Annotated in this window: 20 protein-coding genes; 5 read left to right on the top strand and 15 right to left on the bottom strand. The window is 41.3% G+C overall.

What is annotated here, in order from left to right; all coding sequences use genetic code 11:
- Nucleotides 1–13 precede the first annotated feature (13 nt).
- Nucleotides 14–1,384, bottom strand: coding sequence for a c-type cytochrome (locus tag HRT96_RS19475; RefSeq protein WP_293159952.1), 1,371 nt, complete (start codon nucleotides 1,382–1,384; stop codon nucleotides 14–16).
- 137 nt (nucleotides 1,385–1,521) lie between these two features.
- Nucleotides 1,522–2,079: an NAD/FAD-utilizing enzyme gene (locus tag HRT96_RS19470; RefSeq protein WP_293159950.1), complete on the bottom strand. Its 558-nt coding sequence runs from the start codon at nucleotides 2,077–2,079 to the stop codon at nucleotides 1,522–1,524.
- Nucleotides 2,080–2,344: 265 nt separating this feature from the next.
- Here HRT96_RS19470 and HRT96_RS19465 point away from each other — a divergent pair, with 265 nt between their 5' ends.
- Nucleotides 2,345–3,895: a cytochrome c peroxidase gene (locus tag HRT96_RS19465; protein WP_293159948.1), complete on the top strand. Its 1,551-nt coding sequence runs from the start codon at nucleotides 2,345–2,347 to the stop codon at nucleotides 3,893–3,895.
- Between the two features lie 207 nt (nucleotides 3,896–4,102).
- Nucleotides 4,103–4,864 (top strand): enoyl-CoA hydratase-related protein, encoded by a 762-nt coding sequence (locus HRT96_RS19460; RefSeq protein WP_293159946.1) that lies wholly within the window; start codon nucleotides 4,103–4,105, stop codon nucleotides 4,862–4,864.
- A 6-nt stretch (nucleotides 4,865–4,870) separates the two neighbouring features.
- Here the strand turns inward: HRT96_RS19460 and gcvA are convergent, their stop codons facing one another.
- Nucleotides 4,871–5,791, bottom strand: coding sequence for a transcriptional regulator GcvA (gcvA, locus tag HRT96_RS19455; protein ID WP_293159944.1), 921 nt, complete (start codon nucleotides 5,789–5,791; stop codon nucleotides 4,871–4,873).
- A 133-nt stretch (nucleotides 5,792–5,924) separates the two neighbouring features.
- On the opposite strand from gcvA, the gene HRT96_RS19450 reads away from it, so the two are divergent.
- Complete coding sequence (locus tag HRT96_RS19450; RefSeq protein WP_293159942.1) at nucleotides 5,925–6,593, top strand: cupin domain-containing protein; 669 nt, start codon at nucleotides 5,925–5,927, stop codon at nucleotides 6,591–6,593.
- Between the two features lie 49 nt (nucleotides 6,594–6,642).
- Nucleotides 6,643–7,731 carry an FAD-dependent oxidoreductase gene (locus HRT96_RS19445; RefSeq protein WP_293159940.1) on the top strand — a complete coding sequence of 363 codons (1,089 nt, stop codon included), beginning with the start codon at nucleotides 6,643–6,645 and terminating at the stop codon, nucleotides 7,729–7,731.
- 20 nt (nucleotides 7,732–7,751) lie between these two features.
- Here HRT96_RS19445 and HRT96_RS19440 read toward each other — a convergent pair whose 3' ends face one another.
- From HRT96_RS19440 to HRT96_RS19430, 3 genes are read right to left on the bottom strand one after another with little or no spacing between them, the layout of a single operon-like run.
- Nucleotides 7,752–8,792, bottom strand: coding sequence for a serine hydrolase (locus HRT96_RS19440; RefSeq protein WP_293159938.1), 1,041 nt, complete (start codon nucleotides 8,790–8,792; stop codon nucleotides 7,752–7,754).
- A 48-nt stretch (nucleotides 8,793–8,840) separates the two neighbouring features.
- Nucleotides 8,841–9,272 carry a GNAT family N-acetyltransferase gene (locus HRT96_RS19435; RefSeq protein WP_293159936.1) on the bottom strand — a complete coding sequence of 144 codons (432 nt, stop codon included), beginning with the start codon at nucleotides 9,270–9,272 and terminating at the stop codon, nucleotides 8,841–8,843.
- A gap of 30 nt (nucleotides 9,273–9,302) precedes the next feature.
- Nucleotides 9,303–10,517, bottom strand: a complete 1,215-nt coding sequence (locus HRT96_RS19430; RefSeq protein ID WP_293159934.1) for a diguanylate cyclase — start codon at nucleotides 10,515–10,517, stop codon at nucleotides 9,303–9,305.
- 269 nt (nucleotides 10,518–10,786) lie between these two features.
- Between HRT96_RS19430 and HRT96_RS19425 the strand changes: the two genes are divergently transcribed.
- Entirely contained in the window at nucleotides 10,787–11,683 is an 897-nt protein-coding gene (locus HRT96_RS19425) for a glycosyltransferase family 2 protein (protein ID WP_293159932.1), read from the top strand.
- Between the two features lie 179 nt (nucleotides 11,684–11,862).
- Here the strand turns inward: HRT96_RS19425 and HRT96_RS19420 are convergent, their stop codons facing one another.
- The 9 genes from HRT96_RS19420 to HRT96_RS19380 form a co-directional block, all read right to left on the bottom strand.
- Complete coding sequence (locus HRT96_RS19420) at nucleotides 11,863–13,134, bottom strand: hypothetical protein (RefSeq protein ID WP_293159930.1); 1,272 nt, start codon at nucleotides 13,132–13,134, stop codon at nucleotides 11,863–11,865.
- 23 nt (nucleotides 13,135–13,157) lie between these two features.
- Entirely contained in the window at nucleotides 13,158–14,039 is an 882-nt protein-coding gene (gene rfbD, locus HRT96_RS19415) for a dTDP-4-dehydrorhamnose reductase (RefSeq protein WP_293159928.1), read from the bottom strand.
- Nucleotides 14,040–14,054: 15 nt separating this feature from the next.
- On the bottom strand, nucleotides 14,055–14,588 hold the full coding sequence (gene rfbC, locus HRT96_RS19410) for a dTDP-4-dehydrorhamnose 3,5-epimerase (protein ID WP_293159926.1): 534 nt from the start codon (nucleotides 14,586–14,588) through the stop codon (nucleotides 14,055–14,057).
- On the bottom strand, nucleotides 14,589–15,476 hold the full coding sequence (gene rfbA, locus HRT96_RS19405) for a glucose-1-phosphate thymidylyltransferase RfbA (RefSeq protein ID WP_293159924.1): 888 nt from the start codon (nucleotides 15,474–15,476) through the stop codon (nucleotides 14,589–14,591).
- Nucleotides 15,466–16,557: a dTDP-glucose 4,6-dehydratase gene (gene rfbB / locus HRT96_RS19400; RefSeq protein WP_293159922.1), complete on the bottom strand. Its 1,092-nt coding sequence runs from the start codon at nucleotides 16,555–16,557 to the stop codon at nucleotides 15,466–15,468. The genes rfbA and rfbB overlap by 11 nt, the downstream gene beginning before the upstream one ends.
- A 70-nt stretch (nucleotides 16,558–16,627) precedes the next feature.
- Nucleotides 16,628–17,497: a glycosyltransferase family 2 protein gene (locus tag HRT96_RS19395; protein ID WP_293159920.1), complete on the bottom strand. Its 870-nt coding sequence runs from the start codon at nucleotides 17,495–17,497 to the stop codon at nucleotides 16,628–16,630.
- Entirely contained in the window at nucleotides 17,490–18,503 is a 1,014-nt protein-coding gene (locus HRT96_RS19390; RefSeq protein ID WP_293159918.1) for a glycosyltransferase, read from the bottom strand. Before HRT96_RS19390 ends, HRT96_RS19395 begins: the two co-directional genes overlap by 8 nt.
- The gene (locus tag HRT96_RS19385; protein ID WP_293159916.1) at nucleotides 18,493–19,662 is read right to left on the bottom strand and encodes a glycosyltransferase; all 1,170 of its coding nucleotides are present in this window, start codon (nucleotides 19,660–19,662) and stop codon (nucleotides 18,493–18,495) included. Before HRT96_RS19385 ends, HRT96_RS19390 begins: the two co-directional genes overlap by 11 nt.
- A 232-nt stretch (nucleotides 19,663–19,894) precedes the next feature.
- Nucleotides 19,895–22,138, bottom strand: a complete 2,244-nt coding sequence (locus tag HRT96_RS19380; protein ID WP_293159914.1) for a peptidase U32 family protein — start codon at nucleotides 22,136–22,138, stop codon at nucleotides 19,895–19,897.
- Nucleotides 22,139–22,169 lie beyond the last annotated feature (31 nt).

Here is a 22,169-nt window from a genome sequence, read left to right as displayed (position 1 = left end):
ATGAAAACAAGCCCTATTGAACTGGCTGCAATGTCGCGATATACGCGAGCACATCGTCGATAGCGTGATCGTCTTGCAGTAATTTAGACATCAGGATCATCTGAGGACCATACATATCTTGTGGGTGTTTACCGCGAATACCTTGTTGATAGTTCTCTAATTGACGTTTGAGGTAGCCGGTATATTGTCCTGCTAACTTAGGCGCTTTTTGGGCATAATGTCCTTGAGCAGACTCACCATGACAAACGGCACAATTTTTATAAATCTCTCGCCCAACCGACACATTACCGCGACGTTCAGTTGGCTGGGTAACTGTCACCGCGGGCAATGAATGAAGGTAAAGACTGATATTAGCCACCGCAGCGTCGTCCGCTAACATCGCGGCAAACGGTAACATTTGACGACCATAAATATCATCATCACTACCACCGCGAATGTTGTTTCGGAAATAATGTAACTGCCGATTAAGGTAATCACTTTCCTGACCCGCTAATACTGGCGCACCGATGGCTTTATTCCCCTCACCATTAACGCCATGGCAGGCGATACATGTGGTATAGCTTTGTTGACCCGCGGTAATATCACGACTAATACGCGCAAGACTTTGCTTAAATGTTGGCTGTTGATTAAGCCATATTTTATAATCACCTTCAGATTCAACAACAACATGTCCACGCATTGTATAGTGGGCAATGCCACATAATTCAAGGCATAGGATCTCGTAACGACCAAGTAAAGTAGGTGTAAACCAGAGGTAAGATTGCGTGCCTGGCACCAAGTCCATTTTCACTCTAAATTGAGGAACGGTGAAATTGTGTAACACGTCTTTAGATCGTAACAACACTTTAACCGGACGTTCGATAGGCAGGTGTAATACATTACTATTGATCAATACATCATCTTGACCATGTGGATCGTCGGGGTCGATACCAAACGGATTATTCTGATTAATTAACGCAATGGCCGTACGACCCAGTTGGCCATCCTCGCCGGGCAAGCGAAAACTCCAATGCCATTGCTGACCAACCACTTCGACCTCATTGGCATCTGCTGGCACATTGACAAAGTCAGCCCAAACAAACAACCCGGGTGTTAGCATGGCGATAATACCAATCGAGGTTAATACCGTTAACCAACCTTCTAATTTTCGGTTTTCAGGATCGTATTCTGCTTTTCTATTTTTGTTGTAACGGTACCGATACACCACGTAAGCGAGAAACAGGTTCACGGCAACAAAGACTGTACCCGTGACCCAGAAGGTAATATTGATAGTTTGATCGATCGCAGTCCAATTTGAGGCGATAGGCGTAAACCACCATGGACTTAAAAAATGAAAAAGCAAAGAGCTAATAACCAGTAACAGAATCACTACCGCAATGACCATAATTTAACCGTTATTTAACCATCGAAAACTGTCAGTTTTACAAAACATAAAACCAAGCAAGGATATGAAGCTAGTACAATTAACTAAGCTTAGTTCAAAAATGTTGAATTGCTTCGACCGATAATAAAAGCACTCGTTTAAGGAGCGCCATTCACCACGCGATTATAGGCATCCTGACAGCTAACAACCCAATGCGGTGCTCCAGACCCACAACAAATAGGTTCAACATCGGGGTGTGACTTCATTATCATGCCAAAATTATGCTCTTGTACCGGATCCACATCGACAAATAAAATGTGGTTGCCTTTTATCAGTAGTTCTTGAAAGCGAACAAAGTGTACATTCGGCTTCTGAAAACCAATAAAGCCGCCTTCCCAAATACAAAATCCAAAACTCAACATAGACAAAAATATAAAGGGTAACCAACCTGCCGCACCATCAGTCCACCCCATCATATAGGGCAGTCCTAACGCCAGCATAGCCACAATGACACCAACGCCGGCGCCTATTTCTCCTCCCCGAATAACATCTTGCTTAAGTAATGATTCAACTTCATGTAAATGGTGCTGCTCAACATGGCAATCATCAAGACTTAATACATGGATTTGAGGTTCAGTAAATCCTTCTGCTTCTAGCTCCTTTTCAACAATCTCTAATTCATCAAGATCATCAGATACATAATAGTGTCTTAGCATAGTAACTACCGCCTTGAAAACTGTCGTAATTAACACACAAAAATACATAACCATGCTCAAACCATAGTCTGGTTATCTAGATAAGTGAATATAAAAAAGGTAATTAACAGTTTCATATATAACTAAGTTATACCTTTAAATGGCATAAATTTTACAAATTAGCATTATTTTAGACATTTATTTCTTATTTATCGCATTGTTCTTCCATACTCATTAATTAGACTAAGTAATTACAAAAACAAATTACAAGTGAATGGAGTCTGATATGATATTTAAGATAAAAGAATCATTAGCGCTGATGTTGATGCTATCTCTTGTATTGACATTATCAGGATGTCACCGCAATTCTTGGGATTTTGCTGGTGACTCCGATGGCGACAGTGCACCGCCAACTGAATTAGACATATTGCTACAAGCACTCATCACCGAAAAAAATCTTGACCGCTCAGCGACTGCAAACCGTGATATTCCTTCGATTGACTCCCCGCTTGCTAATTTAGGTAAAAAATTATTCTTTAGTCAAAGCCTCGGCGGTAATTTTGATAGCGCCTGTGCTAGCTGTCATCACCCCACACTTGGTGGTGCAGACGAATTAAGCCTCCCTATTGGGGTCGAATCAATAAATACACAAGTGCTTGGTCAAGGACGTAACAATAGTGAAGGTATACCCTTTGTGCCACGCAATAGTCCTACCATATTTAATATCGCGTTATGGGACGGCAGTTTATTCTGGGATTCTCGCGTCGAGAGTTTAGGGAAAGAAATTGACCAAAATGGTGCGGCATCGGGCATTAGTACACCAGACAGCGGCTTTGGCGTAACAGATAACAATGCTGGATCTAATTTGGTTGTTGCACAAACTCGATTTCCCATTACGTCAAATCACGAAATGAAAACGGCAGATTTTGAAAATGGCAGTAGCAGAGATGTTATTCGTCATCACCTTGCCGCGCGTCTGGGCGATTATGACGAAGGCGCAGGTGAATTAACCCGTAATCAATGGCTAATCGAATTCCAAACGGCATTCAATAGTAATGCCGATACTGAGGAACTTGTCACCTTCGCAAACATCGGCAAAGCCATGGGTGAATATGAACGATCTATGGTGTTTATCAACTCACCATGGCGTATTTATCTCGATGGTGATGTTACCGCGTTAACAGAACAGCAAAAACAAGGTGCGTTGTTATTCTTTAATACACCTAAAGACAATGGTGCAGGCTGCTCAGCATGCCATAGTGGTCCGCTGTTAAGTGACGAACGCCATAATATTATTGCCTTTCCACAAATCGGCATAGGTAAAGGTGATGGCAGTAATGGCGATGATGATTTTGGTCGTGAGCGCGTAACCGGTAATGCTCAGGACAGATATAACTTCCGAACACCAAGCTTATTAAACGTTGCTGTAACATCGCCTTATGGCCACGCTGGTACATTTGATTCATTAGAAAGAGTACTGCGCCATCATATCAACCCAATCCGCAGTATTGATGATTATGTTAATAACAATGAGTGGTGTCAATTAGCACAATTCAATAATGTCGCAAACTGTACAAGCTTATATCCAAACGTTGAAGCTAATGGCGAACTTGCATTAGCTAAACTAGAGCAAGAGCGCCAAAATGGAACATCACGATTACCAAATATGAACTTAAATAATGAGGAAGTTAATCAATTGGTGGATTTTCTCAATAGCCTTACAGATCCTTGTGTCGAAGACCGTGATTGCCTTGCCCCTTGGATAGCAGATGAAACAACGGATAATCCCGATGACCAAGTGCTTATTGGAACCGACATAAATGGCAGCCCATTATAACGCAGCGGCTAACTGCCTATCGCATACATTTGTGATCTAAGGTATACATTAACAACATAATTGATGCTTGAGTTCACAGAGTTAATCATCATCACGGTTAGGAAAAACACATATCAATAATGATATTATCCAGCAATTTAAGTTATGTTAGAGTTAAAACTTAATGGGCATTATGCAAATACCCAGCTCTAACTTAAGGTTTATAACATGGCAAATTTCATTACTTCAGTTGTGCAGGATAATATTTTAACGCTAACAATAAATCGCCCTAAGGCACGTAATGCTTTAAATCAGGCCATGTACTTATTACTCGCTCAAGGATTAGAAACGGCACAACAGGATGATGCCATTCATGTCGTGATGATTAAGGGCTCGGTCGATATTTTTTGCGCGGGCAATGATATGCAAGATTTTCAAGCCATGTCGCAAGGTCAAGCGGATCAATATGGCGCCCGTTTTATGCGCGCATTAATCAACTGTGATAAACCAATCGTTGCAGCAGTTAATGGCTCTGCAATGGGGATCGGCACCACCATGTTACAGTTTGTAGACTTCCTCTATTTATCTCCAACGGCAATATTTCAAACACCATTTGTGGCGATGGGGTTATGCCCGGAACTCGGCTCTAGTCAATTATTAGCGCAACAAATCGGCGTGCGTAAAGCGCGTGCTATGTTATTAGCAGGTGACCCTATGCAGGCAAATGAAGCGGTTACTTTAGGGTTTGCAAATGAAGTATGTGACTCACCAGATGATGCGGCAATGCAAAGAGCCATCACACTTGCAAAATTGGCACCAATAGCCATGCGCACCAGTAAAGCTATGTTGATGAGAGGATCTCGACAGCAACTATTAGATATCGTTGAATATGAAAATAAAAGTCTGGCATATTTAGTCACTCGACCAGAATGCCGTGAAGCGGTTAGCGCTTTTATGGAAAAACGCCAACCGGACTTTAACCTGTGCTGATTGCTATCAGCGGTAACGCTGTATCACGGCAGCCGTATCTAATAGCCAGCTTTTAAAGGCCTGAACTTTTTCTACCCCATCATGTTCAGGTCGCCAGACAATATAATAAGCCAATTCGGTACTACTATTCAGTACTGGGAATGGCTTCACTAATCGCCCACAAGCAAGATCATCTTTGACTAATACACTACGGCCTAGTGCTACACCCTGCCCAGCCACAGCGGCTTGGAACACCGATGCCGAGTTGTTGATTTTTAATCCTTTAGTAGCTTCAACATTATCAATACCCTGTTCACTTAACCAACTAGACCAAGTCGGAAACCCCGAACTGATCGGCATAGAATGATCGTGTATTAACGGATAATTAGCTAAGTCGCTCGGTAACGTCAAGCCTTGTTCAACCAGATCGGGGGAGCACACCGGAAATATATCCTCATCCATCAGCAATATTTGTGACAAGCCCGGCCAATTGCCTTTGCCATAACGCACACCAATATCTATGTCCTCAGCAAAGTAATCGACAGAGCGAGAATTGGTATTTAAACGAAGGTCATAATCAGGATACTTTAGCTGGAAATCATCAATGTGTGTTAACAACCATTTTGCTGCAAACGCAGGGCTCACCGACACTGTGATGGCATTATTGATAATCGGTTTTTGCAATAACGCTAAACCCTGAGAAATATGCTCTAACCCGAGACTAATTTCCGGCAGTGCTACCTTCGCTTGTTCGGTCAATGTTAAACGTGAAATGCCGCTAGTGGCACGAATAAACAAACTGACACCTAGCCACTCTTCCAATAAACGCACTTGCTGACCGATTGCGGCAGGGGTGACATTGAGTTCTTTTGCCGCCAAAGAAAAACTAAGATGCCTTGCTGACGCTTCAAAGGCTCGAACTGCATTTAAATGGGCTATATTTTTCATTTATAGCGCAACCTCCCTTCAATCAACCATTAAAGAAAAACTATATCGTCAGTATAGAAGTAGTGCTTTGTCATATGCAAAGAATAAATCCATCATTACAACATAAAGACACTCTTATCTGTGGAATGACGATATGAACATTAATAGCGATCTAACCCAACCAGCGAAAGTATTATTTAATCAATCAACTTGGGTACCCTCTCCGCTTAAAGGTGTATCACGTAAAATGTTAGAGCGTGACGGAGCTGAATTTGCAGCGATGCCAACAACACTAGTTACCTATGATGCAGACAGTTATTTCACTAACCATGTACATACTGGCGGCGAAGAATTTTTGGTGTTAAAAGGGGTGTTCGCCGATGAACACGGTGACTATCCTGTTGGTACCTATAAGCGAAACCCAGTCGGTACAGAGCATGCGCCGATAGTCAAAGACGGCTGCATGATCATTGTTAAGCTCGGTCAATTTCAAGACGGTGACGATCAAAATGTGGAAATCAATACCGCGAATCAAGCTTTTACCCAAGATGAAAACCGCGCGGCAGTGCAATACCAAGCGCTACACACATTCAAACAAGAAATGGTACGTTTAGAACGCTGGGCACATGACTCAAGTATCACCCTAGAAAATACTGGTGGCATTGAAGTGCTTGTCGTAAACGGTGAATTTGGTCATCAAGGGGACATTTATCGCAAGTTTGATTGGCTGCGTTTACCTGTTGGTACAGCGTTAGAGGTCACCACAACTTCAGATGATTGCACAGTTTGGATCAAAACAGGTCATCACAGCTATCGATTATAAGAAGCGCCTCTAACCTGCACTTATTAAGATAACTTGGATACTTAAAAATATGAAAACAGAATTTGTCATTATTGGCGGTGGACTAAGCGGTTTATATACCGCTTATTTATTAGAACAGCTTGGTAAAGAGTATATTTTACTCGAAGGTCGAGCGCGATTCGGTGGTCGAATATATACTGAAGACAAGTTTGATATGGGCCCTTCTTGGTTTTGGCCTGACATGCACCCACGTATTACCCAATTGATTGATGATCTGCATTTATCGGTATTCCCACAGCATGATAAAGGCGCGTTCTTGTTTGATAAACACGAGAACAAACCACCGCTACGTTATGAATCGGGTTACGCTGGTTCACCGCAATCAATGCGTGTGGCTGGTGGTATGCAAACGGTTGTTAATGGTATCAAGGCGAAGCTAACCAAAGAACAACTTATCTGTAACGCGAAGGTATCTCACGTCGAACACAATGCTGAAAAACAAGATAGTCATTCTATCGTTACAGCCGACATAGACGGTGCAACGCAAACGATACAAACGCGTCAGGTTATCTTTGCAATGCCGTTACGCTTACTTGAGAATAGCATTACATTTACACCTGCTTTACCGATAAAAGTACAGAGGAAGTTTGCATCGACAGCGACATGGATGGCAGCACATGCCAAGTTTTTTGCCATCTACAAAACACCGTTCTGGCGTAAAACCGGTTTGTCCGGTTCGGCCAGTAGCCAATTGGGTCCATTAGCAGAAATACACGATGCTAGTACCTTTGATGGTACAGGTGCATTGTTTGGTTTTGTCGGTGTTGATGCACATACTCGCCGATCAGCAGGCAATGAGTTAATAAAATCGTTAGCAGTAAAACAGCTGGTACGAATTTATGGTGAACAAGCTGCCCAACCGATTGATGTGAAGTTAATCGACTGGAGCCAGGAATCCATGACAGCAACGGATGCAGATAAAAATGCACCGAATGGCCACCCGCAGTATGGTTTACGTGATATTCAATCAGCGCTAGCACCTGTTTATCAACAAGCTTGGTACTTTGCGGGAACTGAAGCCGCAGAAGAACACGGCGGTTATATAGAAGGTGCGCTAGAAGCGGCAGAGGCAGTCATCACTCGCATTACAACTGAATAAAATACTTATAGAATACAGCTCTACTCATCAATCAGTTGTTTTAATAACTGATTACGCAATTGATCATGATAATAAAATACCCGAGTCATGTCTTTCGGATACCAAGATATATTTTCCAGTAGGATCATGCTGGTATCTGATTTTGGATAATAACTTAATGTCGAAATATAACCGAGAACATAGCCGCTGTGACTCCATTCTTGCACCGCTGTGTTGTCAGATAATTGCAGACCAAAACCATAACCTAACTCACCCCAACGATGTTTTCTGGTCGCCGCTTTAGTGACCATCTGTACATGTGATTTAGCTGATATCAGATCGCTATTATGCAAACACTGATTCCATGCCACCAAATCTTCGGCGGTAGAGATGATTCCGGCACTTGGCGCTGAACTAGCAGGCAGGTCCTTAGTAATAGCCACCAGCTCACCCGGTGATTTTTCATGATAACGCAGCGCATTATGGGTATTACTTGATGGGTTGGTATTGTCCATACCACAGTATGCAAACATGTCTAACGTTAACGTTTCATAGTCCTTTCCTGATGTCGTAGCAACTAATTCACCTAACAGGTTATAACCGGTATTTGAATAGGCAAACACGTCACCAGGGACCGTTTTAAGTGGTTTATCCATCGCCACAATGCCGGATAAATGATTCAGTAATTGCCTAACCGTTATAACCGCATTCCACTTCCCTTTTAGGTATTGAAGGTACTGAGTAATTGGCGCATCTAAATCGACACGCCCTTGGTCGACTTCTCGCATGACTAATGCCGCAGTCATTTGCTTACTTAATGATGCGGTTACAAAGGGTGTTTGTAATGTAAATGCGGGCGCTGCTAAGTCTGAACTTGCAGACTGAGATGCAGACGTATAACTAAAAGTAATGTCATTACCTTTTGCTATAACCGCCACGCCACTAAACGCTCTTGGTACATTTATATTAGTAAATACTGATTGTAGACCAGTCACGTTATTCTGTGCAGCAACACTTACCATTGGCAACGTCATCGCTAAGCTATACGCCAAATGATAGGCAAGTACATTGGTTTTCATCATTTTATAAATCCATCTATAACGGTGTGGGGAATAATCTAAACGGGTTATCTAGTGGCGAGACATATAAACAAACTGGCTATCACTGCCGTCAATAACAAATCCAAAACGCGCATATAACTCACCGACTCGATTACCTTGTAAATGACTTAACTTACAAGGTAATTGTTTCTCTTTGGCAAATATAATTAGCTGTTTTAATACCTTGCTACCAATGCCTTTACCCTGATGCTCAGGTAATAAGAAAAAACGACAAAAATGAATATGGTCAGCATTTATTTCAATCTTATAACTGCCAACAGCGATACCATCAATACAGATCAGCATAGGTTTACCTGCCGCCCACTCCTGTCCGTGCATGTGTTGCTGTAATGCTTCGTCCCAACCAAAAATAGCTTTAATCGGCCCATATTCTGCAGATTTTTTTAAGTTAAACGTAAAATCATAATCTTGCTCGGTAGCGAGCCTGTATTCTAGATTCATGAATTGTCTATATCCTGCGTAATAACACAATTAACTGCATAAATTATTACGCCCTTTCGCCTTACTGCGATAAAGCGCGTTATCAGCTAAACGTAATAGCGTAGAGTAATCAACATCATCAGCTGCTTTTAAGGTCGCAACGCCCATACTGAAAGTGACATAACTTGAGCAACTTGAGTAAGCATGTACGATATGCAATTCCTCAATCGAAGTGATTAACCTTTCCATAAACAAGACAGCCTCTTGCTCAGTGCAGTCCACCATTATAATAGCAAACTCTTCACCGCCATAACGAGCAACAGTGTCAGAAGCCCGTTGCACTTTCATTTTTAAACAATCGGCCACTTTTTTAATGGCCTCATCACCCGCTTGGTGACCATAATTATCGTTATACAATTTAAAGTAATCAATATCGAGCATCGCCAGCGATAATGAACCACCTTTTCGTAACGCACGTTTCCATTCTTTTTCGAGTTGTACATCAAAGTAACGTCGATTGGCTAGCCCTGTTAGTCCATCGGTATGCGCTTGCTTTTCTAATTTAGATTCAAATGAACGTTCTACAATTCTCACCGCAAACGTACCAATCGCGATAATAATTAATAACGCTGGAATGATCACTGCACCAATTGCCATCATCACTTTTTCTGTTTTTTTATCTAGTAGCGCAACATCAATATGGATCCACAATGTAGCACCAAGATCATGTAACGGGTATTGATAAATGGCGTCCATATTATTATTTTCGGTGTACTTAACCACACTTCGTGAAGGCAAGTTATCTGCGCTAAAATCATTGTCCAGTTCAGGACTCGTTAGCGAAACATTCACGTACGATAACAGTAGTGTGGATAATGCTTGTTCTTTACGTTGATAGCTGATGTCGATAATACTGCCTACATGAGTAATTTCTGGGTGGGCAATCACCTCACCATGTTCATCAACTAAACAAACATAGTTACTCGGATCATAACGGCTCCCTTGAAAAATAACTTGAAACTCCTTCACCACATCTTCAGGCGTGATACCTTGATTAATACTCGTATCAGCCAATGCCTCAAACTTCAATGCTTGTTGTTCATTCTGTTCCATCGCGACATCAAAAAGTGAATCCCATACCAAGTCATATGTTATCGGCGTTGCAATAGCAACGACACTCAATATCACCAGTGCTAAAGCAATAAATGTAGCAATAACAGCTTGCCTCGCGTTATTTATCGAACATCTAAACTGTGTTATCGACATAATCAACCTAATAATGACAGAGTGGGCACTAAAAATAATGTTGAATATTAACAATACACAATTTTATCGCTCCACGATTCAAACTGGGAAGTAGCAGCTATTATTCAATATGTTAGATAGAACATACTACTACCATCGTTGCTATAAACTACAATATAATACATCATAAATGAATATAAGATGGTGGATAACCGAATAAACTTGAAGCGAACCCGATTTTCCGTCACTACAATTATGAGAAGGCCGTCATTTAATAAGTGAACACAGAAATGCTGATATCTATTTGTATGTGTACATATCAACGAGATCATGTTGTCGATACCCTCAGGAGTATTGCCGCCTTACGACTACCAGAACACGTTACTCTTGAAGTGATCGTCGTTGATAATGATGAGCACGCTTATGCAGAAATGCAGGTCAAAGGCCAAGCGAATCTCATGGATATACCGGTATATTACCGCCAAGAAACGGCAAAGAATATTGCCTTGGCACGTAACTGCTCCATTAATAATACCAAGGGTGAATGGCTGGCATTTATTGATGACGATGAGGTTGCCGATCCCGATTGGTTAGCGCAACTGTTAGCAACCGCACAAACCTACCAAGCTGATGCTGTTTTCGGCCGAGTAAAATCAACCTACCCTAGCCATACTCCGCAGTGGATCATTGATTCAGGTGTATTTGAACGACCAGCGGTAAGTAACGGCCAAGAAGTCACCAGCGGTGCGACTAATTCAACATTGGTCAGTCAAGCTGCCATTAAAAAATATCAACTCAGCTTCGATTCCGACTATGGTTTAACTGGAGGTGAGGATGCAGATTTTTTTTATCGGTTATACCAGCATGGCGGTAAACTGGTGTGCTCAAATGAAGCCTATGTCAGTGAAGAAGTGGCAAATAACCGATTGAATATTAACTACCTATTAAGGCGGGCAATACGCATAGGCGAAACCTATACCCGTTATCGCATACAACAAGCGCCGTTAACCAACAAATTAGCTTACTTTACCGACGTGTTAATAAAACTGATTATATTGCTCTTTATCGTGCTAATTAAATTACCTCTGGGTCAATCTAAGTATGCGAAACCATTATTACAATTAGTTGATAAATACGGAAAAATAAAAGCGTTATTCACCACTAAAACCGTCAAACTGTACAACTGACAACTGACAACTGACAACTGACAACCAGCAACCAGCAACCAGCAACCAGCAACCAGCTTATTATGACCGCCTATAACTTATTCCCACTGAATTTTCCACTAAATAAAACAAAGAAAAAGCGAGTCACTGATAACAATGACTCGCTTTAGATTTAGCCAAATCGTATTTACCTTACACGACTAACCTAAATTAACACGTTTAATATTGTTCGATTCTAACGGTTGGTTTTCCAGCACCATTTCACTAAATCGTTGACGTAATTTACAGCCGTCAATGTGGCCTTGAATGTCTACATCTTGAAATAAGATCGGCTCACCTTGCTGAATATCTACTAATAACCTAGCGCCTGTCGCCAGACCTAAAGGTAATGCGTTATGCTCTACAGATAATTCAGCACTGGTCATTTCACCGTAATAATCATAACCACCAATGCAATCGAGATGGTCGCCTTTTTTCAGGTCGCGCTTGGCACGCGTGATCACATCCGATACCGGCCCCCCCAGTGGACATACAACAGATTGATGTTCAACAACATTCACGTATAAACCGTACAAGGCTTCAATACCCGGCATATGGTAAGGTAAATACAACAGGTAATTAGGACCATCACCCATTTTATAATAAGAAAGCGAATCTAATATTTCGGGTTTATCCGTGGAAATAACGGCAAATACCCCACCACTAGGTTCGACCCCACAAACAACTTCAATCACCCCCGTTTGATTCAAAATACCGCCGTCTTTTTTAAGCGTCAACAAACCAACAATATCTTCAAGTGTACCTTTGGCTAAATGCATACCTGGCACATCAGCAACTAAACCGGTGGCATTAGAGACAATCGTCATTTCCATCGACATTTTAGAACCATCAGCAAAGGATGCGATCATGGTTGGTTTCTGCCCTGATTTTTTAGCCCAAGGTAATACCGAATCTGGGTTAGCAAAAGAATCATGAAAACCTTTGAATTTACCAACGGCAACAATCCCAAAGCCCAAAACATCGGCATAATTATACAGGTGCTTAATTAACCCCGGTTCATCGCCCCACATATTACTGTAGATCAGATCCTTTTCACGGAATAGCTCAGCAAGCACAGGGCCAACAAGCGCATCCGTTTCGGCGCTAACCACAAAATGTTTATTGGCGGCTAATGTAGCAAGTCCGAGTTCGCAGCCAAATTCAGTATCACCCGTCAACTCAACCACAATGTCAGCATCACTGGCACAAAAGTCTTCAACGTTGTCGGCAATAATCGATAACGGTAAATTAGCATCTTTCAGCAAGGCAATAATTGGCGCGCGTGTTTTGGAGTAAATAGAAACGACATCAATGAAATCCAGCAGCGTTATCTGCTGTATCAACCCTCTACTAATATAGCCAGCACCCGCGATAGCAACCTTGATATTCCCATGTTCTATTTTATACGCTTCTAACAAATTTCGATTAATCATTTATTTTCCCCAGCGGTAAACCGTTACGCCATTGTTGTTTCAATAACATGACGTAACTTACGCCGCCAATCCGAAGGTCTAAATATCGGTGAAATTTTATGACAGTTTAAAATGCCATTTCTAGGCCGTACGGCAATTGAAGCATATTCTTCACTTGTCACCCCGACTAAATGACGGCCCTGTTCACCGGGTTGGTATTTATCTAATTCTTCAAAAATAGCGCCAGCAAAATCGAACCAGCTTACCTCGCTATCACCACAAAAATTATACTCACCAAGTTGATATCGATTCGTTTCAGCCATACGTTCCTTAGCGATATCAAGCGCTAAATTAGCTACATCTCCTGCATAAGTCGGACAACCAAATTGATCGTTCACAATGCGGAGCGGCACGGTTCCATGGCGCAATGAAAGCATGGTCGTGACAAAGTTTCGTGCGTATTCACTAAACACCCACGAGGTACGAATAATGATGTAATGAGTCAAATAGAGCTTTATATATTGCTCACCTTGTAATTTAGTTCGCCCATATACATTTAACGGTGCTGGCGTATCGGTCTCGACATAACGGCAATGACTGTGGCCACTAAAAATATACTCGGTCGAAAAGTGGATTAATAACGCCCCCACGTTATGACATTGCAGAGCCAATAAATAAGGTCCATAGGCATTAACCGACTCCGCGGCTCCCGCCTCGTTTTCTGCTTTATCCACCTCTGTATACGCAGCCGCATTAATCACCACATTGGGCTTAAACGCCTTAAATACCCTAGCGACTTGCGCTGCATTGGTGATGTCCAATGTCTCTATATCGGTGAGTAATACATCCCATTCTCGATGATCTATACGGTCTTTAATCGACTGACCTATTTGGCCTTTTTGCCCAGTCAGTAATAATCGAAACATAAAGGCCGCCCTTGCTTAAAACAAGTCGTTAAACTTAAGGCCCATTTTATCTTTATCTGACAATAACGGGTTATCACAAGGCCAATCGATATTTAATGCAGGATCATTCCAAATAAGACAGCCTTCATCGCTATTGTCATAATAGTTGGTACATTTATATTCAAAATCAGCAAGATCAGATAACACCACAAAACCATGAGCTAATCCCGGCGGTAACCAAAATTGCAGTTTATTTTCGGCGTTTAATCGCAGCCCATGACACTGACCATAGGTAGGTGAAGCTAACCGTATATCGACGGCAACATCGTACACATCCCCCAATACCACACGCACTAACTTGCCTTGCGGTTTGGTTTTTTGAAAATGTAACCCACGTAACACATTTTTTGCAGAGCGTGAATAATTATCTTGTACGAAATCAAACTCATCACCAAGCACATCGCGATAACGCGCCGCTTGGAATGTTTCCATAAAGAAACCGCGATCATCTCCAAATACATCAGGCTCGATAACCAAGGCGCCATCAATCGAGGTTTTGGACACTTTCATCTACAATTCCTCGCGCAGCAAGCTATAGAGGTATTGCCCATATTCCGTTTTCTGTAACAGACATGCCTGGTCTTCTAATTGCCCGCGCGTGATCCAACCTTTTGAAAATGCGATCTCTTCTAAACAAGCCACTTTTAAGCCTTGATTATGCTCAATCGTCTGCACAAACATTGCGGCTTTCAATAAGGAATAATGGGTGCCGGTATCAAACCAAGCAAAACCACGACCAAAGCGCTCAACGTACAATTCACCTAATGCTAAATACATGTTGGTGATATCCGTGATCTCGACTTCATTACGGGCTGAAGGCGTTAAAGACTTGGCCATGTTAACGACCCTGTTATCATAAAAATATAAACCAGTAACGGCATTATTCGACTTAGGTTTCTCGGGTTTTTCTTCAATACTTAGCACATTACCTGCTTTATCAAACTCGACAACACCAAAACGGCCTGGGTCTGTTACCCGATAACCAAATACCGTTGCGCCAGTATCCTTACTGGTTGCGTTCAATAATTTACCGCTGAAGTGTTGCCCATAGAAAACGTTATCACCTAAAATAAGGCACACATTATCCTCACCAATAAAGTCTTCCGCAATGATAAATGCTTGGGCGATACCGTCAGGGCTCGGCTGTTCGGCGTATTCAATATTAAGCCCAAAGGTGGTGCCATCCCCAAACAAAACCTTAAAATGAGGAAGATCATCCGGGGTCGAAATGATTAAAATATCTTGAATGTCCGCCAACATCAGTACCGAAAGTGGATAATAGATCATCGGTTTATCGTAAATAGGTAACAGCTGCTTGGAGACAGCTTTGGTAATGGGATGTAAACGAGTGCCTGAACCACCCGCTAACACAATACCTTTGTATTTTTTATTGCCCATTAGCTCTTTCTCCTCGACCTGTTAACTGATAATCACCATTTAAGACACGCTGCCACCACGCTGTATTATTTAAATACCACTGCACTGTTTTTCTAATACCCGTTGTAAATGTTTCCTCTGGTTGCCAGCCTAACTCACGTTGAATTTTACTTGCATCAATCGCATACCTCAGATCATGCCCAGGCCTGTCATTCACATATTGGATAAGATCACGATAATGTTCAACGCCATCGGGTTTGTCGGGTACCAGCTCTTCTAATACACAGCACAAGCTATTTACCACATCTATATTACGTTTCTCGTTATGACCACCAATGTTATAGCGCTCACCAATTTGGCCTTTTGTCGCCACCAGCACTAATGCGCGAGCATGATCATCAACATACAACCAATCCCTGACTTGCAAACCATCACCGTAAACGGGCAACGCTTGGCCATTTAACGCGTTTAATATCATGTGCGGAATGAGTTTTTCAGGAAAATGATAAGGGCCATAGTTATTCGAGCAGTTAGTGATTAATGTCGGCAGACCATAAGTTCGAAACCATGCCCGTACTAAATGATCAGCACTCGCTTTGGTGGCAGAATAAGGCGAACTGGGATCGTAAGCAGTGGTCTCAACAAACAGTCCGTCTTGGCTATCTTTACTTCCTTGACAAGCTAAATCACCAAATACCTCATCGGTCGAAATATGATGAAAACGAAAATCGCGTTTTTTTTCATCGGCTAATGACAACCAATAAACCCGTGCCGATTCAAGTAAGTTATACGTACCAATAATATTGGTTTCCACAAAACAGTTCGGGCTTTCGATTGATCGGTCAACATGCGATTCAGCAGCAAGATGCATGACAATATCAGGTTGATGCTGCGAAAAAACACGATCTACTTGTTCTTTGTTACAGATATCAACACACTCAAACGCATACTGCGATGAAAGCAAAGTCGCAGGAATTGAATCGAGATTGCCAGCGTAAGTTAAGCTATCTAGGTTCACCACCTGATAGTCCGTCTCACTCAATATATGTCGAATAACAGCGCTGCCAATAAAGCCTGCCCCACCTGTCACTAATATCTTCATATTACGGTACTCATAATTAACGTATTACTATTATTAATAACCAACGTTACTATTCTTAATAACCAACTTACTATTGCTCATAATTAACGTTTTCAGACCTTCGGCCTTGTAACTTTCGTGCTGTGGGTATATTAGGTTTTAATAAATACTGAAAATGATAGATGAAGGCATCGCGAATATGAAAGCGTAAAATACGGTTAGTGAATACGTCTTTAAAGCCACCATCACTACAACGTAATCCATCAGCGCCTACCACTATCTCGCTCTCATAATGGACTTTGTAGCCCAGTTCCCAACATTTATAGCAAATATCGGGATCGGCCATAAAAATAAAATATCGATTGTCAAAACCGCCAATTTCACCCCAAACCTCACGGCTTATAGCCATAAATGACGATTGTAACCAGTCCACATTAGCCGACTTGAAATAATCGAACTCTACGTATTCGTAGTACTCAGCAATGCCTTTTAACAAAGGCCAGTTTCTTAGTGACGTTCTGCGTACTACTTGCGCGAGAAAATTAGGAAAGCGGCGCACGGTATCAGGTGTCGAACCATCATCATTTAATTGTCGGGTACCGACGATCCCGATGTCAGGATCCCGGTTATAAATAGCAACAATATCCGCCAATGTACTTGCAGACTTCCACTCAATATCCGGATTAACAAACAACAAGTAATCACCATTGCATAAATACGCCCCCTGATTACTGCCTCGGGTATAACCATTATTTTGCTGATTAAAAATTAACGTCACATTATTGGTATCTTGATATTGCGACAGTATTTTCTTATTACCACTATCCATCGAGTTATCAATAATGATCACTTCGGTATCAAAGTCACCTTGTTGAGTCAGTATTCTTTCGACATTATGGACAACACGTTCCGCTTTAAAAAAATCAACAATAACAACAGAAATTAATATTTTCTTAGCCATAAGAATCTTCCCTTTGCTCAACGAATAATTTTTTATCGATAACCGCTGCAAAAGCATGATTGGTAATATCAATGGATTGATCGTATCGAGGTATAGCGATTAGCTCTGCCACGGCATAAACTGGCAATAACTCATCTGGGTACACAACAGCCATATTGGGATTATTTAACTGTTTGGCTATTTGCAGTTGATGATCATCAGAAAATTCACCAAATCGCTCCAACCTTGGTAAAAATATCACTTTCTTCTGATAAATCAGCATGTGATTGATGCTGCCGACACCGCAATGACTAATGACGAGGCTGCTCTCTTTCACCAAAGCATCCATTTTGTCTTTCGTAACCATAGTCACAATTTCGCCATTGGCCGGTTTCACATCAACCTCAAAACCACCGGTTTGAATAAACCAACGTACGTTTGGATCGTGGTAAATATCGAGTTTTGCCATTGCCGCTATCAAACGTGGAAAAGGATAAGAATTAGTGCCAGTAATCACTAAGACCAAGGGTTTATCTGGCGATGATAGCGGCGTAATGACCCTATTCACGAGACCTTCTAAATCAAAGGTTTTCCCTGCATAGCCGACGTTATATTGGTTAGCAACCGCTTCCCATTGCGACATAAATTCATCATACAATTTATATTTATGGATCATTTTCCCAGTATTAGACAATTCAACCACCCGTGATAATGTGTCCAAATACACAAACCTTATCGGTAAGAACTTACACACTAACGCGAAGGGTAAAACGATGGGGCCCCCCGTGCTAAATACTGCCCGAGGCCTTTCTTTTACCAGAACATACAACGCATAAAAAATATTAACGAAGTGAATAAACGCATTTTTTTGTGTTGACCACATAGTGTAAATTTTCTTAATTTTATCATCGTTAACGAGTGACATTGTTGTCACTAATACAATATCATTGACATGGCTACAAGCGCATAATGCTTGAGTAAGGTGTCCTCCAGCCGATGCAATAACAAGCACTTTTCTATTCGACATGTGAATACTCCAGATCAAGACCATCAACTAAACACTGATAATGATTAACGACGGTTTTCTTCTCAAAAATATCTAATGCATGGGTTTCTAACGCACACTTAATACGCTGTTGGAAAAAATCATGTCGAACGATTAACTCTTCAACCTTGTTTGCTAACTCATCTACACCTTGATTGTTCACCTTAATGCCAACATCAATATCATCCAGGTAACCATCAATGCCGGTATTGGCATGATATAAAATGGGCAACCCAGAAAATAGCGCTTCGACAAAAACCATTCCAAAAGACTCATTGTTACTGGGCAATAAAAATGCCGAGTATTGTTTCAACTTATGTTGCAAAAGCGTGTTATCAATACGCCCTTTAATTGTAACTTTTCCATTTAACGATAATGCGTCGATCTTATCTTGTACTGTTTTAATCTTACTTGCAGGCCCTGAACCATATATATCCAGCCTAATATTTTGATATATAACACTTAGTTTGGATATAGCCTCCAATAATGGCATGATACCTTTTCGCTCATACTGCTCGAAACGAAAAACAGTAACAAAATTCGCCGCATCATTAACCGGGCTCATATTTTCTATCGGCCTCATTTCGCAGGGGTTAGGTAATAAACTAGATTGAGCCGTGGATGTATTAATCGTGGTTTTCAGCATTTCGTTTATCGGTTTTTTCGCCCAACAACTCACCCAGAATATATGTTCAGCTTCTTCTAATACCTTTTTCCAACGACTTCGTAACAAGGCTTTGTGCTGCAGAATACGCACATCAGTTCCCCCTCGAATCGATAGAAAATACGGTATACCCATTTGATTGGCGATTGCAGCGCCTAACGTGCCATCAATCGCCAGTTTATGACCATGAATAAGCTGGCAGTTGATCTGCTGCGTTTGGATAAGATTAAACAGAAGGTGTCGAGCAAGAAACAGTGATAAAGTCAACGCAAAGCCAAACGGTAAGCCCCAATAGTAAATCGAATACAATTTAGGGTTATGCGGAATAACACGCACTAGCCAAGGCCATGGGGTACGATGAATAACAAATACGGTGTTAACAATACCAGAGGTGGCATCTAATAAGGATTTAACAGCAGGCGTACTTAGATCATTACGGCCGTCAGGGTAATCAGAGTGTATATGTAAAACATTCATATCATAATAACCTACCACAATCCGCTATAAACCAGCAGATAACCACTACTAAATAGTAATTATAGGCATTACATTCTGATACTGACCACATTTTCGATGAAATAGAAAATGGGATATGACTAAGTACATAAAAATAAAGCCAAGTTTCGCATCATGTATTTTCACTACAATCAGCAACACTTGGCTTAACTAAAATATTCGAGTTATTGAGCTTAAAGCTTATCGCTAACGCTTATAAACCCTGAGTATATTGCGCATTTGTTGCCACAGGTACTAGGTTAATTAATGCTACTTTTGACGCTTCATCGCCCGCGAGTAACGCTTCAAAGTGTTTGATTAGCTCTACTTTGTCTTGTTCTTTTTTAGAGCCTGCACCAATGTTAGTAAGGTCAATAAAGAATTCATCAAACAGATGAGAGAAGTCATTTACTGCATCAAAGTTTAAGAACTGCTCGTCATTGTAAATGCTTGGGTAACCGCCTTTTTGTTTATCAACCGCAAACGAAATACCTTTAACATTAGTAATTGTGGTCGCTTTCTCACATTTCAGCATGCAACCATCTTCAATCGCCGGTTTCTTACAGCCAACCGTTTGTTGGAAGAAACATTGACGACTTGTCATCATCAGGATTGGGTGGTAAATACTGTAGAACAGTTTAAAGTTCTTTGGACGGGTGATGTTTCTAATTTGACCACGATTTATCTCGTTAGAAATAAACGCACCGGCACAGTTTAACTCTTCTTGTAGGGTGAGCAATGCGTGTGAGTTGGTGGTGTTTAAGAACGGCCCAGCAACCCATTCGATACCCATTTCAAACGCTTTATAAGCAATACCCGTGTTGTTAGTGACGATACGCTTAGGTTTGACTTGTTCCAGGATCTTCACTGACTCGAGGTAATCTTTACCAATCAATACTGCTGGAAACCAAGGAATTAAACGTGGGTTTTCTTGTAATAGTTTAATGTGTTTGGGGCAGTTCTTTTTCAAGCTTTCTGGGATCTTGAAGTAGATATCTGCATCTGTTACGTCAGCAAGGTGTAAATCTTTTACGTTAGCAATAAGCAGTGATAACTTAGGCGTATCTTCTATTTTAGGGTGTTTAGGTAATGCGGGAACATCAACGTGTTTAACCACATCACGCGAACCATTCAATAAAAACGCCACTTGGTTTTTCAGTTCAGTTAATTCTTTAAACGGTACAGTTAAATTTGCATCAAAATTATCAAAGTTCATAGGCGCAAGATCAAACGTTGCATTGTTGAAGCTACGAAAACGTTTCTCAACTGTTTCTGGTGTGATTGAGATTTCATCTGCAATACGCAATACAGAATTACTTGTCACTTCAAACGACGTATTACCAGCAATAATGTTGACCGTTAATGGGCTATTTTCTTTCGCCGTAAATGCTAATGTGAGACCGATTTTATCAATGCTTAGATCTTTAATCTTTTCTGCTAGTTCTGCGCCTAAAGCATTTTTATCAGTATAAAGGTCTTGCTTTACATCATGGATTTGTACAACCGAGATCGCATCACTTTTTTCAACTGCGTAGTTCACACTGTTATCACGAGGATTATCAGTAAACATTTTCTTGTTTAGGTCGCCCTGCAAGAATGAGTTAGTAAAGCTACGGTTAAATACTTTATGCAGATTGCCATCGTCAGCTAATAACTTGCCAGACTCGACAAAGTTATTGATCTGCTTACGCCATGTATCTACAACTGTGTAAACATAGTGAGCGCCTTTAATACGGCCTTCAACTTTTAATGAATCAACACCAGCATCAACTAGCTGCGGTAAGTCAAAATAAGCCGAGTTGTCTTTTAAGTTAAGTGGGAAACGATGACCTTCAGCTGTCACTTCGTATTCATCACGACATGCTTGGCTACAACGACCACGGTTACCTGAGTTACCCACACTTACTGAGCTTGAGTAACATTGGCCAGAGAATGCAATACATAGTGCGCCATGCACGAATACTTCGGTCAGTACATCATGGTCATGCGCAACTGTTGTTAATTGCTTAATTTCACCAAGGTTTAGCTCACGAGATAAATTGACACGCATTGCACCAATTTTATGTAAGAATAAAACCTGACCTTCGTTGTGCGTTGTTAACTGAGTAGAAGCATGGATATGTAATGATGGGAAATGCTTTTTAACAATGTTGAAGACACCTAAGTCTTGTACGATGATGCCATCAATACCACTGTTAACCAGTTTATTAAGCAGGCGTACTAAGCTAACAACTTCGTGCTCTAAGATCACGACGTTCAGGGTTAAAAAGACTTCACAGCTGTGTTCGTGTGCAAGTCGTAATACGCCATTTAGCTCATCAAATGAAAGATTGGACGCACGGTTACGGGCATTGAACATATCCAAACCACAGTAGACAGCATTTGCACCAGCTACAATCGCCGCTTTAATCGCTTCTACATCACCACCCGGTGCCAATAATTCTATTTTTCTACTCATGCTAAATAACCCACTTAATGCTTTTATTGTA

Origin of the sequence: Moritella sp., assembly GCF_013215705.1 — a bacterium.
Lineage (GTDB): Bacteria > Pseudomonadota > Gammaproteobacteria > Enterobacterales > Moritellaceae > Moritella.
This window is presented reverse-complemented; position numbering and strand designations above follow the sequence as displayed.

Coding starts and splice junctions, on each gene's coding strand:
- HRT96_RS19445 (WP_293159940.1), top strand. CDS start 6,643: ATGAAAACAGAATTTGTCATTATTGGCGGTGGACTAAGCGGTTTATAT.
- HRT96_RS19460 (WP_293159946.1), top strand. CDS start 4,103: ATGGCAAATTTCATTACTTCAGTTGTGCAGGATAATATTTTAACGCTA.
- HRT96_RS19420 (WP_293159930.1), bottom strand. CDS start 13,134: ATGATTAATCGAAATTTGTTAGAAGCGTATAAAATAGAACATGGGAAT.
- HRT96_RS19465 (WP_293159948.1), top strand. CDS start 2,345: ATGATATTTAAGATAAAAGAATCATTAGCGCTGATGTTGATGCTATCT.
- rfbC (WP_293159926.1), bottom strand. CDS start 14,588: ATGAAAGTGTCCAAAACCTCGATTGATGGCGCCTTGGTTATCGAGCCT.
- HRT96_RS19440 (WP_293159938.1), bottom strand. CDS start 8,792: ATGATGAAAACCAATGTACTTGCCTATCATTTGGCGTATAGCTTAGCG.
- rfbA (WP_293159924.1), bottom strand. CDS start 15,476: ATGGGCAATAAAAAATACAAAGGTATTGTGTTAGCGGGTGGTTCAGGC.
- HRT96_RS19380 (WP_293159914.1), bottom strand. CDS start 22,138: ATGAGTAGAAAAATAGAATTATTGGCACCGGGTGGTGATGTAGAAGCG.
- HRT96_RS19390 (WP_293159918.1), bottom strand. CDS start 18,503: ATGTCGAATAGAAAAGTGCTTGTTATTGCATCGGCTGGAGGACACCTT.
- HRT96_RS19475 (WP_293159952.1), bottom strand. CDS start 1,384: ATGGTCATTGCGGTAGTGATTCTGTTACTGGTTATTAGCTCTTTGCTT.
- rfbB (WP_293159922.1), bottom strand. CDS start 16,557: ATGAAGATATTAGTGACAGGTGGGGCAGGCTTTATTGGCAGCGCTGTT.
- gcvA (WP_293159944.1), bottom strand. CDS start 5,791: ATGAAAAATATAGCCCATTTAAATGCAGTTCGAGCCTTTGAAGCGTCA.
- HRT96_RS19435 (WP_293159936.1), bottom strand. CDS start 9,272: ATGAATCTAGAATACAGGCTCGCTACCGAGCAAGATTATGATTTTACG.
- HRT96_RS19470 (WP_293159950.1), bottom strand. CDS start 2,079: ATGCTAAGACACTATTATGTATCTGATGATCTTGATGAATTAGAGATT.
- HRT96_RS19385 (WP_293159916.1), bottom strand. CDS start 19,662: ATGAATGTTTTACATATACACTCTGATTACCCTGACGGCCGTAATGAT.
- rfbD (WP_293159928.1), bottom strand. CDS start 14,039: ATGTTTCGATTATTACTGACTGGGCAAAAAGGCCAAATAGGTCAGTCG.
- HRT96_RS19395 (WP_293159920.1), bottom strand. CDS start 17,497: ATGGCTAAGAAAATATTAATTTCTGTTGTTATTGTTGATTTTTTTAAA.
- HRT96_RS19450 (WP_293159942.1), top strand. CDS start 5,925: ATGAACATTAATAGCGATCTAACCCAACCAGCGAAAGTATTATTTAAT.
- HRT96_RS19425 (WP_293159932.1), top strand. CDS start 10,787: ATGCTGATATCTATTTGTATGTGTACATATCAACGAGATCATGTTGTC.
- HRT96_RS19430 (WP_293159934.1), bottom strand. CDS start 10,517: ATGTCGATAACACAGTTTAGATGTTCGATAAATAACGCGAGGCAAGCT.